At 35.8% G+C, this 17,975-nt stretch carries 18 protein-coding genes and 1 other RNA gene; 10 read left to right on the top strand and 9 right to left on the bottom strand.

Annotation, left to right across the window (positions count from 1 at the left end):
* Window positions 1-201 precede the first annotated feature (201 nt).
* Entirely contained in the window at window positions 202-594 is a 393-nt protein-coding gene (ytxJ, locus tag AEQU1_RS13210) for a bacillithiol system redox-active protein YtxJ (RefSeq protein WP_111881851.1), read from the top strand.
* A gap of 3 nt (window positions 595-597) precedes the next feature.
* Here the strand turns inward: ytxJ and AEQU1_RS13215 are convergent, their stop codons facing one another.
* Together AEQU1_RS13215 and fahA are read right to left on the bottom strand one after the other, a co-directional pair.
* Window positions 598-1,779 (bottom strand): hypothetical protein, encoded by a 1,182-nt coding sequence (locus AEQU1_RS13215; protein ID WP_111881852.1) that lies wholly within the window; start codon window positions 1,777-1,779, stop codon window positions 598-600.
* Window positions 1,780-1,828: 49 nt separating this feature from the next.
* Window positions 1,829-3,109, bottom strand: a complete 1,281-nt coding sequence (fahA, locus tag AEQU1_RS13220; RefSeq protein WP_111881854.1) for a fumarylacetoacetase — start codon at window positions 3,107-3,109, stop codon at window positions 1,829-1,831.
* A gap of 197 nt (window positions 3,110-3,306) precedes the next feature.
* Between fahA and glyA the strand changes: the two genes are divergently transcribed.
* The 3 genes from glyA to AEQU1_RS13235 all read left to right on the top strand — a co-directional run bounded on the left by glyA (window position 3,307) and on the right by AEQU1_RS13235 (window position 5,680).
* Entirely contained in the window at window positions 3,307-4,581 is a 1,275-nt protein-coding gene (glyA, locus tag AEQU1_RS13225) for a serine hydroxymethyltransferase (RefSeq protein ID WP_111881856.1), read from the top strand.
* Window positions 4,582-4,583: 2 nt separating this feature from the next.
* Complete coding sequence (locus tag AEQU1_RS13230) at window positions 4,584-5,078, top strand: GNAT family N-acetyltransferase (RefSeq protein WP_111881857.1); 495 nt, start codon at window positions 4,584-4,586, stop codon at window positions 5,076-5,078.
* Between the two features lie 122 nt (window positions 5,079-5,200).
* Window positions 5,201-5,680: a nucleoside deaminase gene (locus tag AEQU1_RS13235; protein ID WP_111881859.1), complete on the top strand. Its 480-nt coding sequence runs from the start codon at window positions 5,201-5,203 to the stop codon at window positions 5,678-5,680.
* A 176-nt stretch (window positions 5,681-5,856) separates the two neighbouring features.
* On the opposite strand, the gene AEQU1_RS13240 is transcribed toward AEQU1_RS13235, so the two are convergent.
* The 3 genes from AEQU1_RS13240 to AEQU1_RS13250 all read right to left on the bottom strand — a co-directional run bounded on the left by AEQU1_RS13240 (window position 5,857) and on the right by AEQU1_RS13250 (window position 9,761).
* Window positions 5,857-7,395, bottom strand: coding sequence for a hypothetical protein (locus AEQU1_RS13240; RefSeq protein ID WP_111881861.1), 1,539 nt, complete (start codon window positions 7,393-7,395; stop codon window positions 5,857-5,859).
* Between the two features lie 77 nt (window positions 7,396-7,472).
* Window positions 7,473-8,585 carry a carboxypeptidase-like regulatory domain-containing protein gene (locus AEQU1_RS16345; protein ID WP_258455301.1) on the bottom strand — a complete coding sequence of 371 codons (1,113 nt, stop codon included), beginning with the start codon at window positions 8,583-8,585 and terminating at the stop codon, window positions 7,473-7,475.
* Between the two features lie 129 nt (window positions 8,586-8,714).
* Window positions 8,715-9,761 carry a glutaminyl-peptide cyclotransferase gene (locus AEQU1_RS13250; RefSeq protein WP_111881862.1) on the bottom strand — a complete coding sequence of 349 codons (1,047 nt, stop codon included), beginning with the start codon at window positions 9,759-9,761 and terminating at the stop codon, window positions 8,715-8,717.
* An 87-nt stretch (window positions 9,762-9,848) separates the two neighbouring features.
* On the opposite strand from AEQU1_RS13250, the gene ffs reads away from it, so the two are divergent.
* The 3 genes from ffs to fsa all read left to right on the top strand — a co-directional run bounded on the left by ffs (window position 9,849) and on the right by fsa (window position 12,012).
* An RNA gene (ffs, locus tag AEQU1_RS13255) (signal recognition particle sRNA small type) lies at window positions 9,849-9,947 on the top strand.
* Between the two features lie 176 nt (window positions 9,948-10,123).
* Window positions 10,124-10,930, top strand: a complete 807-nt coding sequence (locus AEQU1_RS13260) for an SDR family oxidoreductase (RefSeq protein ID WP_111882062.1) — start codon at window positions 10,124-10,126, stop codon at window positions 10,928-10,930.
* 428 nt (window positions 10,931-11,358) lie between these two features.
* Window positions 11,359-12,012: a fructose-6-phosphate aldolase gene (gene fsa, locus AEQU1_RS13265; RefSeq protein WP_111881864.1), complete on the top strand. Its 654-nt coding sequence runs from the start codon at window positions 11,359-11,361 to the stop codon at window positions 12,010-12,012.
* A 54-nt stretch (window positions 12,013-12,066) separates the two neighbouring features.
* On the opposite strand, the gene AEQU1_RS13270 is transcribed toward fsa, so the two are convergent.
* A complete protein-coding gene (locus tag AEQU1_RS13270; protein WP_111881865.1) occupies window positions 12,067-13,464 on the bottom strand; it encodes a hypothetical protein in 1,398 nt (465 codons plus the stop codon).
* 134 nt (window positions 13,465-13,598) lie between these two features.
* Here AEQU1_RS13270 and AEQU1_RS13275 point away from each other — a divergent pair, with 134 nt between their 5' ends.
* Window positions 13,599-15,224: an ABC-F family ATP-binding cassette domain-containing protein gene (locus AEQU1_RS13275; protein ID WP_111881867.1), complete on the top strand. Its 1,626-nt coding sequence runs from the start codon at window positions 13,599-13,601 to the stop codon at window positions 15,222-15,224.
* A gap of 15 nt (window positions 15,225-15,239) precedes the next feature.
* Here AEQU1_RS13275 and AEQU1_RS13280 read toward each other — a convergent pair whose 3' ends face one another.
* The 3 genes from AEQU1_RS13280 to AEQU1_RS13290 form a co-directional block, all read right to left on the bottom strand.
* Window positions 15,240-15,473: a DUF2007 domain-containing protein gene (locus tag AEQU1_RS13280; RefSeq protein ID WP_111881868.1), complete on the bottom strand. Its 234-nt coding sequence runs from the start codon at window positions 15,471-15,473 to the stop codon at window positions 15,240-15,242.
* A 4-nt stretch (window positions 15,474-15,477) separates the two neighbouring features.
* Window positions 15,478-15,720: a DUF2007 domain-containing protein gene (locus AEQU1_RS13285; protein ID WP_111881870.1), complete on the bottom strand. Its 243-nt coding sequence runs from the start codon at window positions 15,718-15,720 to the stop codon at window positions 15,478-15,480.
* A gap of 68 nt (window positions 15,721-15,788) precedes the next feature.
* A complete protein-coding gene (locus AEQU1_RS13290; RefSeq protein WP_111881872.1) occupies window positions 15,789-16,505 on the bottom strand; it encodes a hypothetical protein in 717 nt (238 codons plus the stop codon).
* 154 nt (window positions 16,506-16,659) lie between these two features.
* Here AEQU1_RS13290 and AEQU1_RS13295 point away from each other — a divergent pair, with 154 nt between their 5' ends.
* On the top strand, window positions 16,660-17,235 hold the full coding sequence (locus tag AEQU1_RS13295) for a fasciclin domain-containing protein (RefSeq protein ID WP_111881874.1): 576 nt from the start codon (window positions 16,660-16,662) through the stop codon (window positions 17,233-17,235).
* A gap of 98 nt (window positions 17,236-17,333) precedes the next feature.
* Window positions 17,334-17,912: a fasciclin domain-containing protein gene (locus AEQU1_RS13300; protein ID WP_111881875.1), complete on the top strand. Its 579-nt coding sequence runs from the start codon at window positions 17,334-17,336 to the stop codon at window positions 17,910-17,912.
* Window positions 17,913-17,975: the final 63 nt, after the last annotated feature.

Here is a 17,975-nt window from a genome sequence, read left to right on the forward strand (position 1 = left end):
CCTTGATCTCCGCCCCGTGTTTATGTTGATTGGTGCTGCTTGTTGAAAAGCAAATACAAAGCCACATTAAAGATAAGACAAAATGTCTGCTAAAACAGCTGTTTTAACAGACATTTTGACCGTTTAAAATATTCACCTTTTATAATTTCTTTGAGAGAATATTGTCTTTCTATAATGTAGTTTTGTAAAAAAAAATAAACTATGGGATTTTTAGATATATTCAAAACACCGAGAGACATTGCAAAAGAAGAGATAGTGGAAGTGCCGTGGCACGTTTTGGGTAAAATGGATCAGTTGGATGAAATAGTTGAAGAATCCAAAACCAAACCAATAGCTATTTTTAAACACTCTACCCGTTGTGGAATTAGCAGAGGGGTATTAAAATTATTAGAGAAAAATTATAATCTTACAGACGAGCAACTCAAACTTTATTATCTCGATCTTATTCAGAATCGCGATATTTCAAATGAAATTGCCTCACGTTTTAAAGTAAATCACGAAAGCCCACAAATGATCGTGATTAAAAATGGGGCAGTGGTTCACCATGATTCGCACCATTCTATTGAAGCTTCACACTTGGAGAAATTTATTTAAAATCTAGCGGGAATTATCCCGTAAAATTTCTTTAAACCTTTCTTTTATATCAGTTCCTGCGTCAAACACCATTTGTTCGTTGTTGGGGAAAGGTATAAAATAGTTGCTCAAGATTCTTCGATCATCACCGGTAAGGGCGCGTTCGTCGCCCCGATATTTTGCAAAGATATTTTCAAAAACAAATTCTGAAGAAATGGGGAAGCTATTTAATTGTTTTCTTCGGTTTACATCTTTATAAACAACTGTTCCTCCAACAAAAACACTTTTTTGCTGCGTAGTAACAGTAATAACGGCGGAAACATCTTTATATCTTTCAATTTTAATTGGATTGCCAAGACTGTCGCGCACAATGTTTCCGGCACGGTCGCGTCTGTAATCAAAACCATCTTGAATACGTTGTCTTCGAGTGTATTGTCTATCCGAAATTCGCTCAGGTGAAATTTGAATCGTTTGAAAGTTGAGGTCAATTCCAAAATCATAATTAATTCCATTTTCACGTTTGCTGTGATATTCGGTCCAAAAATCGGCCAAACCATAGGTATTGAAATCAAGGAGATCCTGTTCTAATCTGAAAGGTATAAATTGCCCAGTATGATTGTTGAGTGTTACAAAAACAAAATCAGTTCCTTGGAAGTGTGCGTCTTCCTTTAGTTGGAAAACGTCTTTGTAATTTGGCTGTACTTCATCCAATTCACATAAAACATTGAAGGCGCTTCTATAGTCCTCTTTAGTGTTACGTTGCATATAAACAATGGCCTCTTGATACAAAGATCCCACGTATGCATCTTTCGCCGCCAACAAATCATTGGAATAATCGGAAAAAACAAAGTTTGCTTTGCGTCCCATTTCATTACTATAAAGAGGAAGTAATGGACGAATTAAATTTTGGCGTGCTTCAAGGTCTAAATACGTATAATAAATTTCTTTTGCTCCTGCAGGACTGTTCTCTCTTTTCAAATATGCAATTTGTCGGTTGTTTTCGTCCTTTGCTTTCAAAAATGCTTCTTCCAAAAGCCTGATGTGGGCATCATATTCTTTTGCGTCTTTATCTTTTTGAAGTTTTTTGACGGCTAGATCTATGGCTTCATCATAATTACCCTGTGAAACAAAGTTTTGGGTGCGTTTAACACTGTTGCAAGAAATGCTTAACAGAGCAGTGAAGAGGAGTAAGTAAAAAGCCTTCATAACAAATTGATTTGATTATGAAGGCTAAAATACAATAGTGATGCCAATTTTAATTTTTATTGGCTGGTAAAAGTTTTGTGCGACATTCGCCGAAACCAATACGTACATTTTCGTTTTCACAAAAACCTTTCAAAATAACGGTGTCGTTATCATTGATGAATTTGCGCTCAGACCCATCGGAAAGTTTAATGGGTTTTTCACCACGCCAAGTAAGTTCCAACATTGAGCCATATGAATCTGGGGTTGGTCCTGAAATGGTTCCACTTCCCATCATATCGCCACTGTTTACGTTACAGCCATTTATGGTATGGTGGGCCAATTGTTGCGCCATATTCCAATACATATATTTGAAATTTGAAGTAGAAATTTTGTTTTCATCCCCATTATCTGGACAAATGTAAACCTCCAAATTTATATCATAGCTTTTCTTTCCCTTATACTGAAGGTAGGGCAATTGCTCCATTTCAGGTTTTGGACCTTCTACTTTAAAAGGTTGTAGGGCATCCAGCGTTACAATCCACGGAGAAATGGACGAAGCAAAGTTCTTCGCCAAGAATGGTCCAAGTGGAACATATTCCCATTTTTGGATATCTCTTGCGCTCCAGTCATTGAAAAGAACCAATCCAAAAATATATTCTTCAGCTTCATTTACGGGAATTGGTTCACCCAATACGTTTGCATCAGTAGTAATAAAAGCCATTTCCAATTCAAAATCAACCAATCTTGAAGGGCCGAAAACTGGTTCGGTCGCGCCGTCGGGCATTGTTTGCCCCCAGGGTCTTCTAGCGTTTATGCCACTTGGAATGATTGATGAACTTCTTCCGTGATAACCTACGGGAATATGAAGCCAATTGGGCATTAAGGCGTTTTCTTTTCCGCGGAACATAGTCCCCACGTTGGTTGCGTGTTCTTTGCTGGAATAGAAGTCGGTATAATCTCCAACTTGTACGGGCAGCTGCATTTCAACTTCATCCAAAGTAAAGAGGATATGTTTTCTGTGGTCTTTATTATCGCGAAGCTCTGGATTTTCGTTATCAAAAATATCAGCAATTCGGTTTCTTACAAGTCGCCACGTTTTCCTTCCGTCACTTATAAAATCGTTTAAAGTGTCTTGAAGAAAAATATCATCAGTCAGTTCAATTCCTTTAAAATAACCCAATTGGTGCAGAGCGCCAAGATCAATGGCGTAATCACCAATCCGGGTTCCGATGGTTATAATATCATCGCGCGTCAAAAAAACGCCAAAAGGTATATTTTGAATTGGAAAATCTGTATCCGGCGCTGTGTCGAGCCATGTTTTACGTTTGGGGTCGTTAGCAGTTATTGGCATGTCAAAAATTTATTTTGTTGTTGAAAATAAAACTAAGTAAAATAATTCAAATTGTTTAAAATCAATAAATTAATTAACTGTAATGCTTTGTTTTCAACTAGTTTTTGTTAGTAAAATTCTTCATCAAATATATATATTTCATGATAGTTACCGAATGTAATTACTATTTTTGGATTTAATTAACTTTTACAGATATTATGCAACGCGACGAACAAATTTTTGAACTAATAGAAGACGAAAAACAACGCCAATTAAACGGTCTGGAGCTTATTGCTTCAGAGAATTTTGTAAGCGACCAAGTATTGGAAGCTGCGGGTTCCGTTTTAACAAATAAATATGCCGAGGGTTACCCAGGGAAACGATATTATGGTGGCTGCGAAGTGGTGGATGAAGTAGAACAAATAGCTATTGACCGCGCAAAAACTTTATTCGGGGCTGAATACGCAAACGTTCAACCACACAGTGGTTCGCAGGCAAATACAGCTGTTTTTGCAGCTTGTTTAAAACCAGGAGATAAATTTTTAGGGTTTGATCTTTCGCATGGTGGGCATTTAACCCACGGTTCTCCCGTAAACTTTTCAGGCCGACTTTACGAACCAGTTTTTTATGGTGTTGATAGAGAAACGGGACGAATTGATTATGACAAAGTGGAAGAAATTGCTTTAAGAGAAAAGCCCAAAATGATTATTGCAGGAGCTTCGGCTTATTCTAGGGAAATTGATTACAAACGTTTCCGTGAAATTGCCGATAAAATTGGCGCCATTCTGTTTGCTGATATTGCCCATCCCGCTGGTTTAATTGCGAAAGGAATTATTGGTGACCCGCTTCCACATTGCCACGTTGTTACTACAACTACCCATAAAACTTTACGAGGCCCACGTGGTGGAATGATTTTAATGGGTAAAGATTTTGACAATCCTTTTGGACAAAAACTAAAAAATGGAAACCTTAAAAAAATGAGCAGCCTTTTGGATAGTGCAATTTTTCCAGGTAACCAAGGTGGTCCATTAGAGCATATTATTGCTGCAAAGGCAATTGCGTTTGGTGAAGCTTTGACTGATGATTTCCTTCATTATATGGTTCAGGTGAAGAAAAATGCTGCGGTGATGGCACAGAAATTTGTTGAAAAAGGATACGATATTATCTCTGGAGGAACAGATAATCATATGATGCTTATTGACCTTCGAAATAAAAATATATCTGGCAAAGATGCTGAGGATGCATTGGGCAAAGCAGATATAACCGTAAATAAAAACATGGTTCCGTTTGATGACAAATCGCCCTTTGTAACCAGTGGAATCCGTGTTGGAACCGCGGCAGTAACCACTCGTGGATTGGTGGAAAAGGATATGGAAAAAATAGTGGATTTGATAGATGAAGTGATAATGCATCATGACGATGATGCCAGATTAGAAAGTATCGCTGAAAAAGTAACCGAAATGATGTCGGGATTACCACTTTTTAAGAATTGAAAATGTTTCAAACCGAAAGACTTGAATTGAGGGAGTATACTTTAAAAGATGCTCCCTTCATTTTTGAATTAATGAATAGCGAAGGCTGGTTAAAAAACATCGGTGATAGAAATATAAATTCTATTGAAGATGCTGAAAATTATATGCTTAAAAATTATATAAGCAGTTATGAAAAACATGGTTTTGGACCCTATTTGGTGTCAATAAAAGAAGATGGAACAACTATCGGTTCTGCAGGACTATACAAAAGAGAGAACCTAAATTTTCCTGATGTGGGTTTTGCTTTTTTAGCTGAATTCGGAAAAAAAGGTTACGCATTTGAAGCTGCAAAAGCGGTACTGCAATTTGCTGCGGAAAATTTAAAAATACAAACCATAGTTGGGATAGTTTTACCCGAAAATATTTCCTCTATAAAGCTTCTTAAAAAATTAGGCCTTATGGAAATTGGCACCTATAAATACGAAGATGGCGAAGAGCTTCTTTTGTTTTCAAATTAACTATTTTTAAAGTCTATTGTGATGAAAACTTCTGTTTTACTTTTACATGGCGCTTTGGGAAGCATGAAACTACTGGTTGCTCAATAATTTTTAATAACAGAAAAGTAAATAAATTTAGTAAAATGATTACTGATAAAGACATTCAATTTATAAAACGAGCCATTGAACTTTCAGAAAAAGGAATGGAATCAAACGCTGGCGGTCCTTTTGGCGCAGTGATAGTTAAAAATGGTGAAATAATTGCTGAAGGCTTCAATCAAGTAACTTCTAGTAATGATCCCACTGCGCACGCTGAGGTGGTCGCAATTCGGAAAGCTTGTGATAAACTTAATTCTTTCCAGTTGGATGATTGTATTATTTACACCTCCTGCGAACCTTGCCCAATGTGTTTGGGTGCCATTTATTGGGCCAGGCCCAAAGCAGTTTATTATGCGTGTACAAAAGAAGATGCGGCGGAAATAGGCTTCGATGACCATTTCATTTATGATGAACTTGATAAGAATATAGAAAATAGAAATATCAAGTTTATAAATCTGGACAGAGAAGAAGGTAGAAAAGTTTTCAAAAAGTGGGAAGATAAAGAGGGAAGGATTGACTACTAATGGATTTATGATAGGTTAATATAAAATGGAAATGGCCACATAACTATTTCTCTTCAACGTGTAGATTTTAAAAACTAAAACGAAACTAAAATTTTTGAAAGCCTCATAACTTCCAATAAATTTTGTCAATAAAAAACCCGTCATTTTGGACGGGTTTTTTATTGATATATTTTTTATTAATCTTCGGGGAACACTGTGGTTTCGTACGCTCCGGCATCAGAAGGATTACTTCTATTAACTCCGTTTAAATCTTTGAGAATGGATGGTGGATTTGTAAGAAAAACACCAATGTTTTCCGCCCCAGAAGTGCCGGTTTCGATATTAAAATTATTCAATTGCGTATCTTGAAAAACAGGGTCTAAATTAAATTTAGTAGCGGTATATAGCGCATTGTTAGTAAAATCGTATAATGGTTCATTATCAAATTCACCGGTTGGATCTTCAAAACGAACCAAACTATTTTTAAAGTTGAAATTAAAAGCTGCCCCTATATTTTGGTTCAATGAAAATTCACGGCGTTCATTACCATAAATAATACAGTTTGTGAAATTAGCTTTTATCAAATCCGCTACAAATATATCACTTTCTGTCTCTAAAGTATTGTCAAGGGAAACAGCAGGGAAAGATCGGAAACTGCTGGTCCAGTAATTTGCAAAAGTACTATGTCTAAACTCATAACTTCCACCCAACTGGATTGCCAAAGACGACTGGCCGCTGTTGTTTATAACTATATTTTCTCCTTCTATAACACCAGTTCTTGCCAATAATCCAATATTTGCATTGTTGTAAATCTGTACATTTTTAAGCGTCAACGGACTGTTTTCTAAAAGAATACCGACAGAACTGTTTTTAATAGTAGCATAATTGAATTCATTGTCAACACTTCCACGTGTAAACCAAATAGCACCCCATTGTCCGGGAATATCAGCGAAACTAGGCTCTAAACGATCACCTTCAAAAATCACTTCGTTTTCCATCGCTTCGGGATCGTTACTTGGTAGTCCCATTACTTTCATTGAGCCATTTTCAGCTACTAAAATCCCACTCGAGTTGTGAAAATGTACACGCGCTCCAGCCTCAACAGTTAGCGTTTTATTGCTAGGGACAGCGGCATACCCATAAATAACGTAGGGTTTTTCATTGGTAAAGGTAAGTTCGGTATCATCTAAAAAGAAACCTTCAATAAGAACATCTTCTCCGTTTTCATCTACTCCTAGGTTCAGTGTTTCTAAAGTACCATCACTCAATTGTGCTGGATAGAGAAATACTGCATCTTTGACAAGTGTTACCAATTCAACTTTCTGTTGATTGCCTCCAGTATCAAAAAGGATTTGATCGGTATAAAGAAAATCATTAGCGTTTGTAGGCAAGTTATTTATATCTAATGTAGTTTCAACAAAGATAAATATGCTGTCTTTTGCCAAGACCTGAACATTTTCAAAAACTCTACCCGGTATTCCATCTACATTCAATCGATAATTGGAAGCTTCACCCTGACCTAAACGAACGGAAGGGATATTGATATCTTCGTCGCTTCGGTTGTAAACTTTTAGATTATAGGTGCTCGAACCAATGTTTGAAAAAACTGTATCCAGATATACCGTATCTTTTGAAAACTCCAAATTTCCAGTGCTGGCAACGGTTTCAAAATCATTGCGGCAAGAACTCCATAATACAAGGCAGCACAAAATGCCCAATCCGTATAAATACCTCATTAATGTTAAATTTTGGTAAAAATATAACTTTTTATGTAGCTAATTATTGTAATGGAAATAAGTTTTATGAAAGCAGATTACTTATTATTACGTTTTGCTTTTCGCTCAGCTTTGCGTTGTTGTTGTTTTATCTTCATAAATTTGAGCGTGTTTTTATAGGCTTGCTTTGCTTTTTCGTACCAGTCTGGATCTTTTGAAGGTTCGTAATCATAATATCTTTCCCAATAAATTCCACCAGCCGTAACAGTAACCATATCACCCATTATTTCCCCTACAAGTTCTACGTCAATTAAATTTGAGATATTCGAAACAGTTACTTCTTTTGTTTCAAAAGCTATATAACTAAAAACCAAAACATCGCCAGGTTTGGTATCAATTTGATAATTACCATCAAAATCGGTTTGTGTTCCTTTGGAGGTTCCTTTAATAATTACATTTGCGCCAGGAAGCGGTAAACCTGTATCGTCTGTAACGTTTCCTTTTGTAATTACAGAAATAGAATCTTTTTGTTGTTCTTCTACCTCCGGTACATACGCAATCATACCCATTGTTACGTATTTCATTTCTGTTATTGCAACTTCTTCCAGAGTTGATTTCAAAAGGATATTTACTTTTTCCGATTTATTTCTCACACGTATTTCCTGTTTTTCATAATTTTCTTTATTGAACGTAAGTCTTTCATTATCCAAAGTTATAATACGGTATTCCCCATTTTTATTGGTCCATTCGCGTATTTTTGTTTCATTTGAAGCAATTTCCACGTTCCTTAAAGGGTTTCCATTTTCATCGTGAACAATTCCTTCAGTAACAATTTGCATTCTGTCAATAGAATTACTGAATCTGCCAATACCCATAGAAACCATTGGTTTGTCTGAAAGCGAATTGGAATCGTTCTTTGGATTATTTGAAAAAAGCGCTAGCGGAAGAAGCATTGATGCTGCAAGAGGAGCAAAACTTTGTCCGTTTTTGCGTTCCAGTTTCACTTCTCTGTTTAACTGTGATTTTTTCACCTTACCGCAAGTGTTTTTGTTTCTGGTAAGAATTTTCACCAATTCCTCATCGGTTTTTGAAGTTAAATCGACAACTTCTTTGGTGCAGACGTTACAGAATTTCCCTTTTTCGGTGGCTGTCATTTTAACCCAATCTTCGTGACAAGGTTCTGGAATTCTTATTACAATGGATTTTTTCATGATCTGATGGTTTTAATGATTCAAAGAAATCAAATATCAAACCATGAAAAAACCGCTTTTGAGTAAAGCGGTCATTTCGATGAGGGAAAAGGATTAACGATTGTAGATTAACGATTGTAGATTTTTGATTTATTTCAGAATAATCTCAATCTTAAAAAGTTTGTCCCAGTTTTTACCTGTAATATAAAGTATGTTCGGTTCACCATTATAGGCTATTCCATTGAGAACGTCCAATTCAGGGTGTTGTGTAACTTTATCTTTTAAATCTGTAAGGTCTATAACACCTTCCACGGCACCATTTGACGGATCTATTATAGCTATAGAACCTTGTTGGTAAACGTTGGCGTATATTTTTCCGTCAACCCATTCCAGTTCGTTTACACTATTTATTTTACTGGTGTTTGTAAATATTTCGATATAATCTTTTTCAGCAAGCGTATTTGAATTTAGGGTCCAAATTCTATCTGTACCATCGCTTTTATAAATGTTTTTTTCGGCGTCGTGGCACAAGCCCCAACCTTCGCGACTGTTACCGTAAACAAAGGTTCCGGTTTGTTCCATTGTTTTTAGGTTATAAATAAAACCAGTGTTTTCCCGCCAAGTTAGTTGGTAGATTTTGTTGTTTAGAATTGTTAAACCTTCAGCAAAATAGGTGTCGGCCAATGCTACTTTTTGCAATACTTCCCCAGTTTTATAATCTGTTTTGCGAAGGGATGATTCTTTATACTGCCCTGTGCTTTCATATAAAGTATCATTTTCAAACTCCAAGCCCTGCGTGTAAGCTTTTATATCGTGCGGATAGGTTTCCAGAATTTTATAGGTATAAAGTTTCGGCTTTATGGAAGAAAGAATAGTTATGTTTTTTGAAGCTTCAAACTCTTCGCCATCACTGTATATTTTAGCTGATAAAGTTTTTTCGCCGAGTTTTTTCCCCGAAAGGGAAATGGTATTTCCGGAAATATCGATTCTATCTTTATTCAAAAAATAAACAACAGAGTCGGTTTCAATATTTTTTTTATTGATTAAAGAAACATTGAGTGCATCTTCTGTGGTGTAGGTTTTCCTCGGATTTTTAATTTCCAATAAAAAACTATCTTTTTTTTCTTCAGAATTATTTCCACAGCCAGCCATTAAAAGCACTAAAAGGGTAGGAACTAAAACGTTATAAATTTTCATAGCTAATAATAAATTTCCTGCAAGGTATTTATTAAAATTGAACTATGAAAATACTTGCAAAAACTTCAAAAAACCTTATCTTTGCAGCGGCAAGTCCTACACAACCAGCTCCTGTTGAATCCTCCAGGGCGGGAACGCAGCAAAGGTAAATGGTCGTAGCGGTGTGATGTAGGTAGCTTGCCATTTTTTGTACCCCAAACTTTCCTTTTTAAAAGAACTAAGACTAAAGACCACTTCGCTGCTAGATTCAAGACTTTTCGGTTTTTTTAAATTTATCTTTGCTTTTGTTTCTTGACTCTTTTTCAAAAAACTATTTGGAAAACCCACCACATAAGCGCACCTTTGCTTTTCAACAACCTTTTATGCCAAAAACAGTACTCATTACGGGTGGTTCTTCAGGAATTGGGAAAGCCATTGGCGAATATCTTTCCGAAAAAGGCTATCAAGTATTTGGAACAAGCCGAAACCCTGAAAAAATAGTAGATTCTGTCTTTCCCCTATTAAAAATGGACGTTAACGAAACCGAGTCCATTGACGCTGTTGTTGCTGAAATACTGGGCAAAGTTGAAAAGATAGATGTTGTAATCAACAATGCCGGTGTCGGGATAACAGGGCCAATTGAAGAAACTCCCGAAAGCGAAATAAAAAATGCCTTTCAAACCAACTTTCACGGACCTATAAACGTGATTAAGGCCGTATTACCACAAATGCGCAAACAAGGTTTTGGACATATTATAAATATTACCTCCATTGCCGGTTATATGGGACTTCCTTACCGCGGAATTTATTCTGCCAGTAAAGCTGCTTTGGAAATTACCATTGAAGCCATGCGCATGGAGACATTGCAATTTGGTGTAAAAATGACCAATGTAGCTCCGGGCGATTTTGCTACTAATATTGCCGCTGGGCGATACCACGCGCCTGTTTTAGAAAACTCACCCTATCAAAAAGACTACGGCAACACGCTGAAAATGATGAACGAGCATGTAGATAATGGCGGTAATCCTTTGGAAATGGCAAAGGCAGTCCATAAAATAATAGAGACTCCAAATCCAAAAATTCACTATAAAGTTGGTTCCTCGTTACAGAAATTCTCCATTGTCTTAAAACGTATTTTACCCGATAATGTTTACGAGCGTATGCTTTTGAAGCATTATGGGTTAAAGTAAGAAAACGATGAAAATTTATATAAAATTACTTTTAACATTAGCATATTTGCTAGGGTTGATGTATGATAACATTTTATGATGTTATTTTTTTTCGTTGGATAACTAATAATATAATTCCGTTTGAGTATCAAAATCTTGTTGTTAGTGTAGTATATTTCCCCACTCTATAGTTCTTAATTTATAGAATTTGGACTTTCAAAAATATTGATGCAAACACTAAAGGGAATTGGACTATTCTATTAATTTTTGTGAGTATAGTGAAAATGCCCATTTATATTTGGAAAAAAGATGATCGTTTTATTGAACAGAATAATTCTTTAAAACCTGAATAGATTTTTATTTCTCCAATTTATTAATCTTTTTCAACAACGCTATTTCCTCCAACTATTCTTCCCTATTTTTACAACAATTAATTTTAAACCCTACCTATGAAATTCTTTATCGATACCGCAAACCTTGATCAAATTCGCGAAGCCCAAGATTTGGGTGTGCTTGATGGCGTTACCACCAATCCATCGTTGATGGCAAAGGAAGGCATCACCGGCCGCAACAATATTTTGAAACACTACGTAGATATCTGCAACATTGTTGATGGTGATGTTTCTGCAGAGGTAATTGCAACCGATTTTGAAGGAATGGTAAAAGAAGGGGAGGAGCTGGCAGAACTTCACCCACAAATTGTAGTAAAAGTACCGATGATTAAAGAAGGCATAAAAGCAATAAAATATTTTACAGACCACGGCATCCGTACTAATTGTACGCTAGTGTTTTCCGCAGGACAAGCGTTATTGGCTGCAAAAGCCGGAGCCACCTACGTTTCACCATTTATAGGAAGATTAGATGATATTTCAACCGACGGACTGGAACTGATTGCAGATATTCGCTTGATTTATGATAATTACGGTTTCGAAACACAAATTCTTGCAGCTTCTATCCGTCACACCATGCACGTTATTAACTGTGCTAAAATCGGGGCCGATGTAATGACTGGTCCCCTTTCATCTATTGAAGGTTTATTGAAGCATCCGTTAACCGATAGTGGTTTAAAACAATTCTTGGAAGATTATAAAAAGGGCAATTAATTTGGATTCGGTTCAGCTCAACTAACGGTCAAGTAATTTGGTAAACCTGGTTAGCTATCTGTTCAAATAACCAAGTAGTAATTCTTCAAAATTGGTGTTAAACATATTTGTTTTGCCTTCAAGAATTACTCCGTTTTTATCCAAAATAAAAACATTGTTCATAGAATTTAAAACAAGTTTCTTGTCGGCATCCATTAGATTTTCTAGCTGAAATTCGGTGGTAGGATTATATCCAGATCTATTTACGGTTTGGCGCCATTTTTTAAAATGAGTGTCTGTATTTATTCCAAAAAAATCATATTCTGGATATTTTGACTTTAATTCAGCTGCGCGGTTGTGTATTTTTTTATACTGAACTGTAGATTGCGAAGACCAAAAGAAAAGCACGGAAGGTTTACTAATAAGGCTTTGTAGATCCTTAACAATATTTTCGGTACTTACTAACTGAATGGTGGGGATTGCGTTTCCTGCAGTAAGTTTTACAGAAGCATTAAAAATCTTGCTCATTTCCTCAAGATTCTTTTTATTCGTATTCATTTTTGAAAAGGCTTCAAAAAACTTGCGCTCTTCCTCAGAATCTTTTGCGTTGAGCAAATAATACATCGCGTTAAGGCGTAACAGATTATTTTTAATAGAATCTGAAGTTACAACACTATCAATAATCTGTATTTTTCGATAGTTATATTTGAATGAATTTCGGTCTACAGGAGTTTTTATGTCGAATTCTGAAGAGACCACATTTTCAAAATAACGGTTCATAAAACGATAGTATGGGTAATAAAACTTAAGCTCATCCCAAGCAAAGTTTATATTCTTTCTATAATTATAATAATTTTCGCCAAGTTTTTCGGGTTTGCTTCTGTTGGCGGCACCATACATTTCCTTTTTGGAATAATAGTCGTATTCTAAATTTGCAAGAGCAACTTTTTTAAATTCATCAGCAACTTCATTATTTTCAATAAACTGTTTGTACTCTGCGGTTTTAATATCTTTTAAGGAATCTATTCTGCTTTCAAAATCCTTAGTTGAAAGGCCATACCATTTGGGCAAGTTTTGGTTCTCGGTTTCATTCCTCAAATAAAGATCCATCAGTAAATTGTTCTGTTCGCCACCTTGACCTGAATAGGCAAGAGATTCGTCAAAATCTATAGTATTTAAGTGCATCAATAAACTATCGCCTGGTTCAATAAAGAAAACTTGGGATTCATTATGCTTAAAGGAATAAAGCCCCTGCTTTATTTTATCTGTTTTATAGTGAAAGAAATTATTGGAATCAAGTTTTACGGTATCTAGGATGCTGCTTCCTTTGGAAAAGATAATGTAATCGAGTGTTGGATTTACAATTTGACCACTTATATAAGTTGTTTCCGTAACATTTTCTTCCTTGCTTTTACAAGAAAATAGAAAGGTAACCAATAAGAGAAGAAGTATTTTTTTAAACAATCGCACCATCAATTAAGTTAATCAACAAATGTAGCCGAGTCCGTAACTGCTTTTTGTTAAATGGTAGTTAAAAGGATTTTAAAAACGTTAATCTTTTTGGGGTATCGCTTAAATACCTACTTTTGCGCAAAATTCAGAAAATTATGCTTTCAGTTTCAAACCTTTCGGTTCAGTTTGGTAAACGCGTGTTGTTCGACGAGGTGAGCACACAGTTCACAACCGGCAATATATATGGAATTATTGGTGCCAACGGTGCCGGTAAATCTACCTTCTTGAAAATTATTTCAGGAAAACAAGATCCTACTTCGGGGCAAGTACATTTAGAAAAAGGCAAACGTATGTCTGTACTTGAGCAGAATCACAATGAGTATGATGATTTTAATGTACTTGAAACCGTAGTTCGTGGTAATAAGGAATTGTTTGCTATTAAAAGTCAAATAGACAAACTTTACGAGAATTACACAGATGATAATGCCGAAAAAATTGGCGAGCTTCAAGTTGCTTTTGAAGAAATGAATGGATGGAATGCCGATAGTGATGCAGCCGCAATGCTTTCAAACCTCGGTATTGATGAAAGTCTACATTATACCTTAATGAAAGACGTGGACGGAAAACAAAAAGTACGGGTACTTTTGGCGCAGGCTCTTTTTGGAAATCCTGATGTTTTAATTATGGATGAGCCTACCAACGACTTGGATTATGAAACAATAAATTGGTTGGAAAACTTTTTAGCAAATTATGACAATTGTGTGATTGTGGTTTCCCACGACCGTCACTTTTTAGATTCGGTTTGCACACACATCAGTGATATAGATTTTGGAAAGATAAACCATTACAGCGGTAACTATACTTTCTGGTATGAAAGCAGCCAACTAGCAGCCCGTCAGCGTGCACAACAAAACAAAAAGGCTGACGAAAAACGTAAAGAGCTTCAGGAATTTATTATGCGTTTCAGTGCGAACGTAGCAAAAAGTAAACAAGCTACTTCTCGTAAAAAAATGATTGAAAAATTAAATGTTGAGGAAATAAAACCTTCTAGTCGCCGCTATCCTGCAATAATATTTGAACGCGAGCGTGAAGCTGGGGATCAGATTTTAAATATAGAGAATCTTTCAGCTTCCATAGAAGATGAAATACTTTTCAAAAATGTGAATATCAATTTGGCGAAAGGAGATAAAGTGGTTATATATTCAAAAGATTCGCGTGCCGCAACTACTTTTTATGAAATCTTGAATGGTCATTTAAAGCCAGATACGGGTTCCTTTCAATGGGGAATCACCACAAACCAGAGCTATTTACCACTTGACAATGAGGAATTTTTCGAAAACAATTTGTCGTTGGTAGATTGGTTGCGTCAGTATGCTAAAACAGAAGAAGAGCGCGAAGAAGTTTTTCTTCGTGGCTTTTTGGGAAAAATGCTTTTCAGCGGTGAAGAAGCCTTGAAAAAAAGCAGTGTGCTTTCCGGAGGGGAAAAAGTGAGATGTATGCTAAGCAGAATGATGATGCTTCGTGCAAACGTGCTGATGCTGGACGAACCCACAAACCACTTAGATTTAGAGTCAATTACAGCTTTCAACAATTCATTAAAAAACTTTAAAGGCACAGTGTTACTCACAACCCACGATCATGAATTTGCACAGACTGTTGGAACACGAGTTATTGAACTAACTCCAAACGGAGCAATAGATCGTTATATGACTTTTGATGAGTATATGGGTGATAAGAAAATAAGGGAGCTACGCGATAAAATGTATACAGTAGAAGCATAAAAATAGGCGACCCAATTAATGGTCGCCTATTTCATTTAAGAATTCTTCAATTATAGGTTGGGCTTTTTGCATTTCATCATTTCTCACAAAAACCATTGTTTGGTTTGCGATACTCATAGTGAAACCTGCGCGTAAACTACTGTCGTGATCGTTCCTTTCAATAGGACTGATTCCAACTTCGTTAAGGCGAGCAACCAATCCTTTTGCAATTAATGTTGGGCCTGTGTAAATTCGGGTTGTTTCAGACATAAATTTATTCTTCAATCTCTTTCAAAAAAGTATTTACAATAGGCTGAGCAATGGCAAGTTCATCTTTACGGACAAATACGCGAACTTGATCTGCATAATTATTTCCGGAGCCAAACATAACAGCACTTTGTTGATCCTCACGGAGTATAGGTGTAATATTTACTTCTTCCAATCTTACAACGAGGGCTTCGGCCATAATATCTGGACCGGTATATATACGAACTGTTTCTTCTGTGTTTTCTGACATATTTTATAGATTATTTGATTCTTGGATTAATAGATTCTTATAGTATTCTACTCATTACTTATACTAAATCAAGCATTGTAATATTTACTGTTCCAAATAGCGCCATTAAAATTTTTCCCTTTTGAAAACCCATAAAATATCACCATTCCGCCCACGCCCTTAAATATAATTAGAAATAAAAATAAATATTCCTGAAAGTTTGCGTTGGGAGTGAACCATTGTACTGGCATTAACGAAGTTATTAATATACTGAGAAGGGCCACCGTAAAAACTAAGTTTTCAAAACTTTTGTAAGGCCACATCAATAATTTCCGGAAAGGATGAAGGTCATTGCCCCATTTGTGAATTAGATAAAAATAATCATTTCCCATGGGCGCAAAAAGTAATGGATCATCTGCATTTTCCAGCTTCATAAGCTTCGCAGGGGCAACGATTTTGAAATTTTTCAAAGTAATGATGTGATTTTTTTCTAGGCTTCGTATTTCAGAAATAGCTTCTTCTGGAAAATCTCCTTTAAAATAGTGCGAATCCAAGAAGCGCAATCTGTAATTGATGCAAAGTTTTTCAATATCTTCAATATGAAAAATGTGTTCGGTATTGAGCAAGTCAAAGTTGAAAGTGTTTTCAATTTCGGTGGATGCATCAGTTAAGTTGGAAATAATCTCACCGCGTTCCTTTTCATTTTCTGAAAATATACGCTGCACTTCTTCCATTATAAGTTGCTCATCAGTTCTTTTAGAACGGTATTTTAGCAATTGTTTTTCAATATTGGTTCGGGAAAACATAATATAAATTTTTGGAAATTAAATTTACATCCTACAATTCGTCAAAACAACTATTTAACATAGTTTGATGAAAATTTTAAATATTACGGATCATTTTGCGTTTAAAACAATATTGATTTCGTATTTCTTATATTTACAATCTTAAATTTTTTCTATGGAACTCAAGAATATAATTTTAATACTTTTTATGGTTTGTTTTGGTACGGTCGTTTCGGCACAAAAATATATCTCAACTAAAAATACAGAAGTTTCCAAAGTGTTAGGCGAGAGCACTTTTACTTCAAGTAAAACTTTTTACGAAAATATTAAAGAAGCTCCAGATTTTACCATTTTGGCTAAAATATTGAAAAACGATCGGTTACGGAAAACGCTGGAAGGCCAAGAGATGGTAACTATTTTTGCTTTAGCGGATGAATCTTTTATGAATTTGTCCAAAAAGACTAGAGATTCAGTTCTGGGCAATAATAAATTGGTTAGCTCCATCGTAAATTATTTGGCCATACCAGGACGGTTGGATAGTAACAGCCTTAAAACCGCCGTTGAGAAAAATGGAGGAAAGGCTTATTTAACTACTGTGGAAGGACAAAAATTAGCAATAAGAGAAGAAGCAGGACAACTTGTTTTAGTTGACGAACATAATAATACAGCGCGAATTATAGCACCAGATTTCTATCATAAAAATGGATTTTTTCATATAGTAGATGGAGTCATCTTTCCCCCTTCGGAATAAATCGATTAAAGTTAAATAAATACTAAAGTCCCGAAATTGCGAAACCGCAGTTTCGGGACTTTCGTTTATAACCATATAACATAAACTAAAAACATATTATGAAATCAAAACTTATTAAAGCAGCATTATTTTCTTTAGCCATTATGGCTGGAACAACATCAATTTTTGCACAAGACAAAATGATGAAAGACGAAAAAACAGTTATGGTGGGCGGTGCCGCAATGTACCCTAGTAAAAACATCGTTGAGAACGCAGTAAATTCAAAAGACCACACTACCCTTGTTGCCGCAGTAAAAGCAGCAGACTTAGTGGAAACGCTTCAGAGCGACGGCCCATTTACGGTTTTTGCACCAACAAACGAAGCTTTTGAAAAACTTCCAAAAGGTACCGTTGAAACTTTGCTTATGCCTGAAAATAAAAAAACTTTACAGGCTGTTCTAACCTACCATGTTGTTGCAGGAAAACACAGTGCAGCAGATATAATGAATGACATAAAAAAGGGAAATGGAAAAGCAACTTACAAAACTGTGAGCGGTGGAACTTTGACCGCAATGATGAAAGGAAAAAAGGTGATTTTAATGGATGAAAAAGGTGGTATGGCAACTGTAACAATTGCAGATGTTAACCAATCAAACGGAGTAATTCATGTAATTGATGGAGTTGTTCTGCCAAAATAATAGTGCCCCAAACCCTAATTAATAAAATAAAAACAGCGACTCAGAAGGTCGCTGTTTTTTATT

This window comes from Aequorivita sp. CIP111184, from assembly GCF_900489465.1.
Taxonomy (GTDB): Bacteria; Bacteroidota; Bacteroidia; order Flavobacteriales; family Flavobacteriaceae; genus Aequorivita.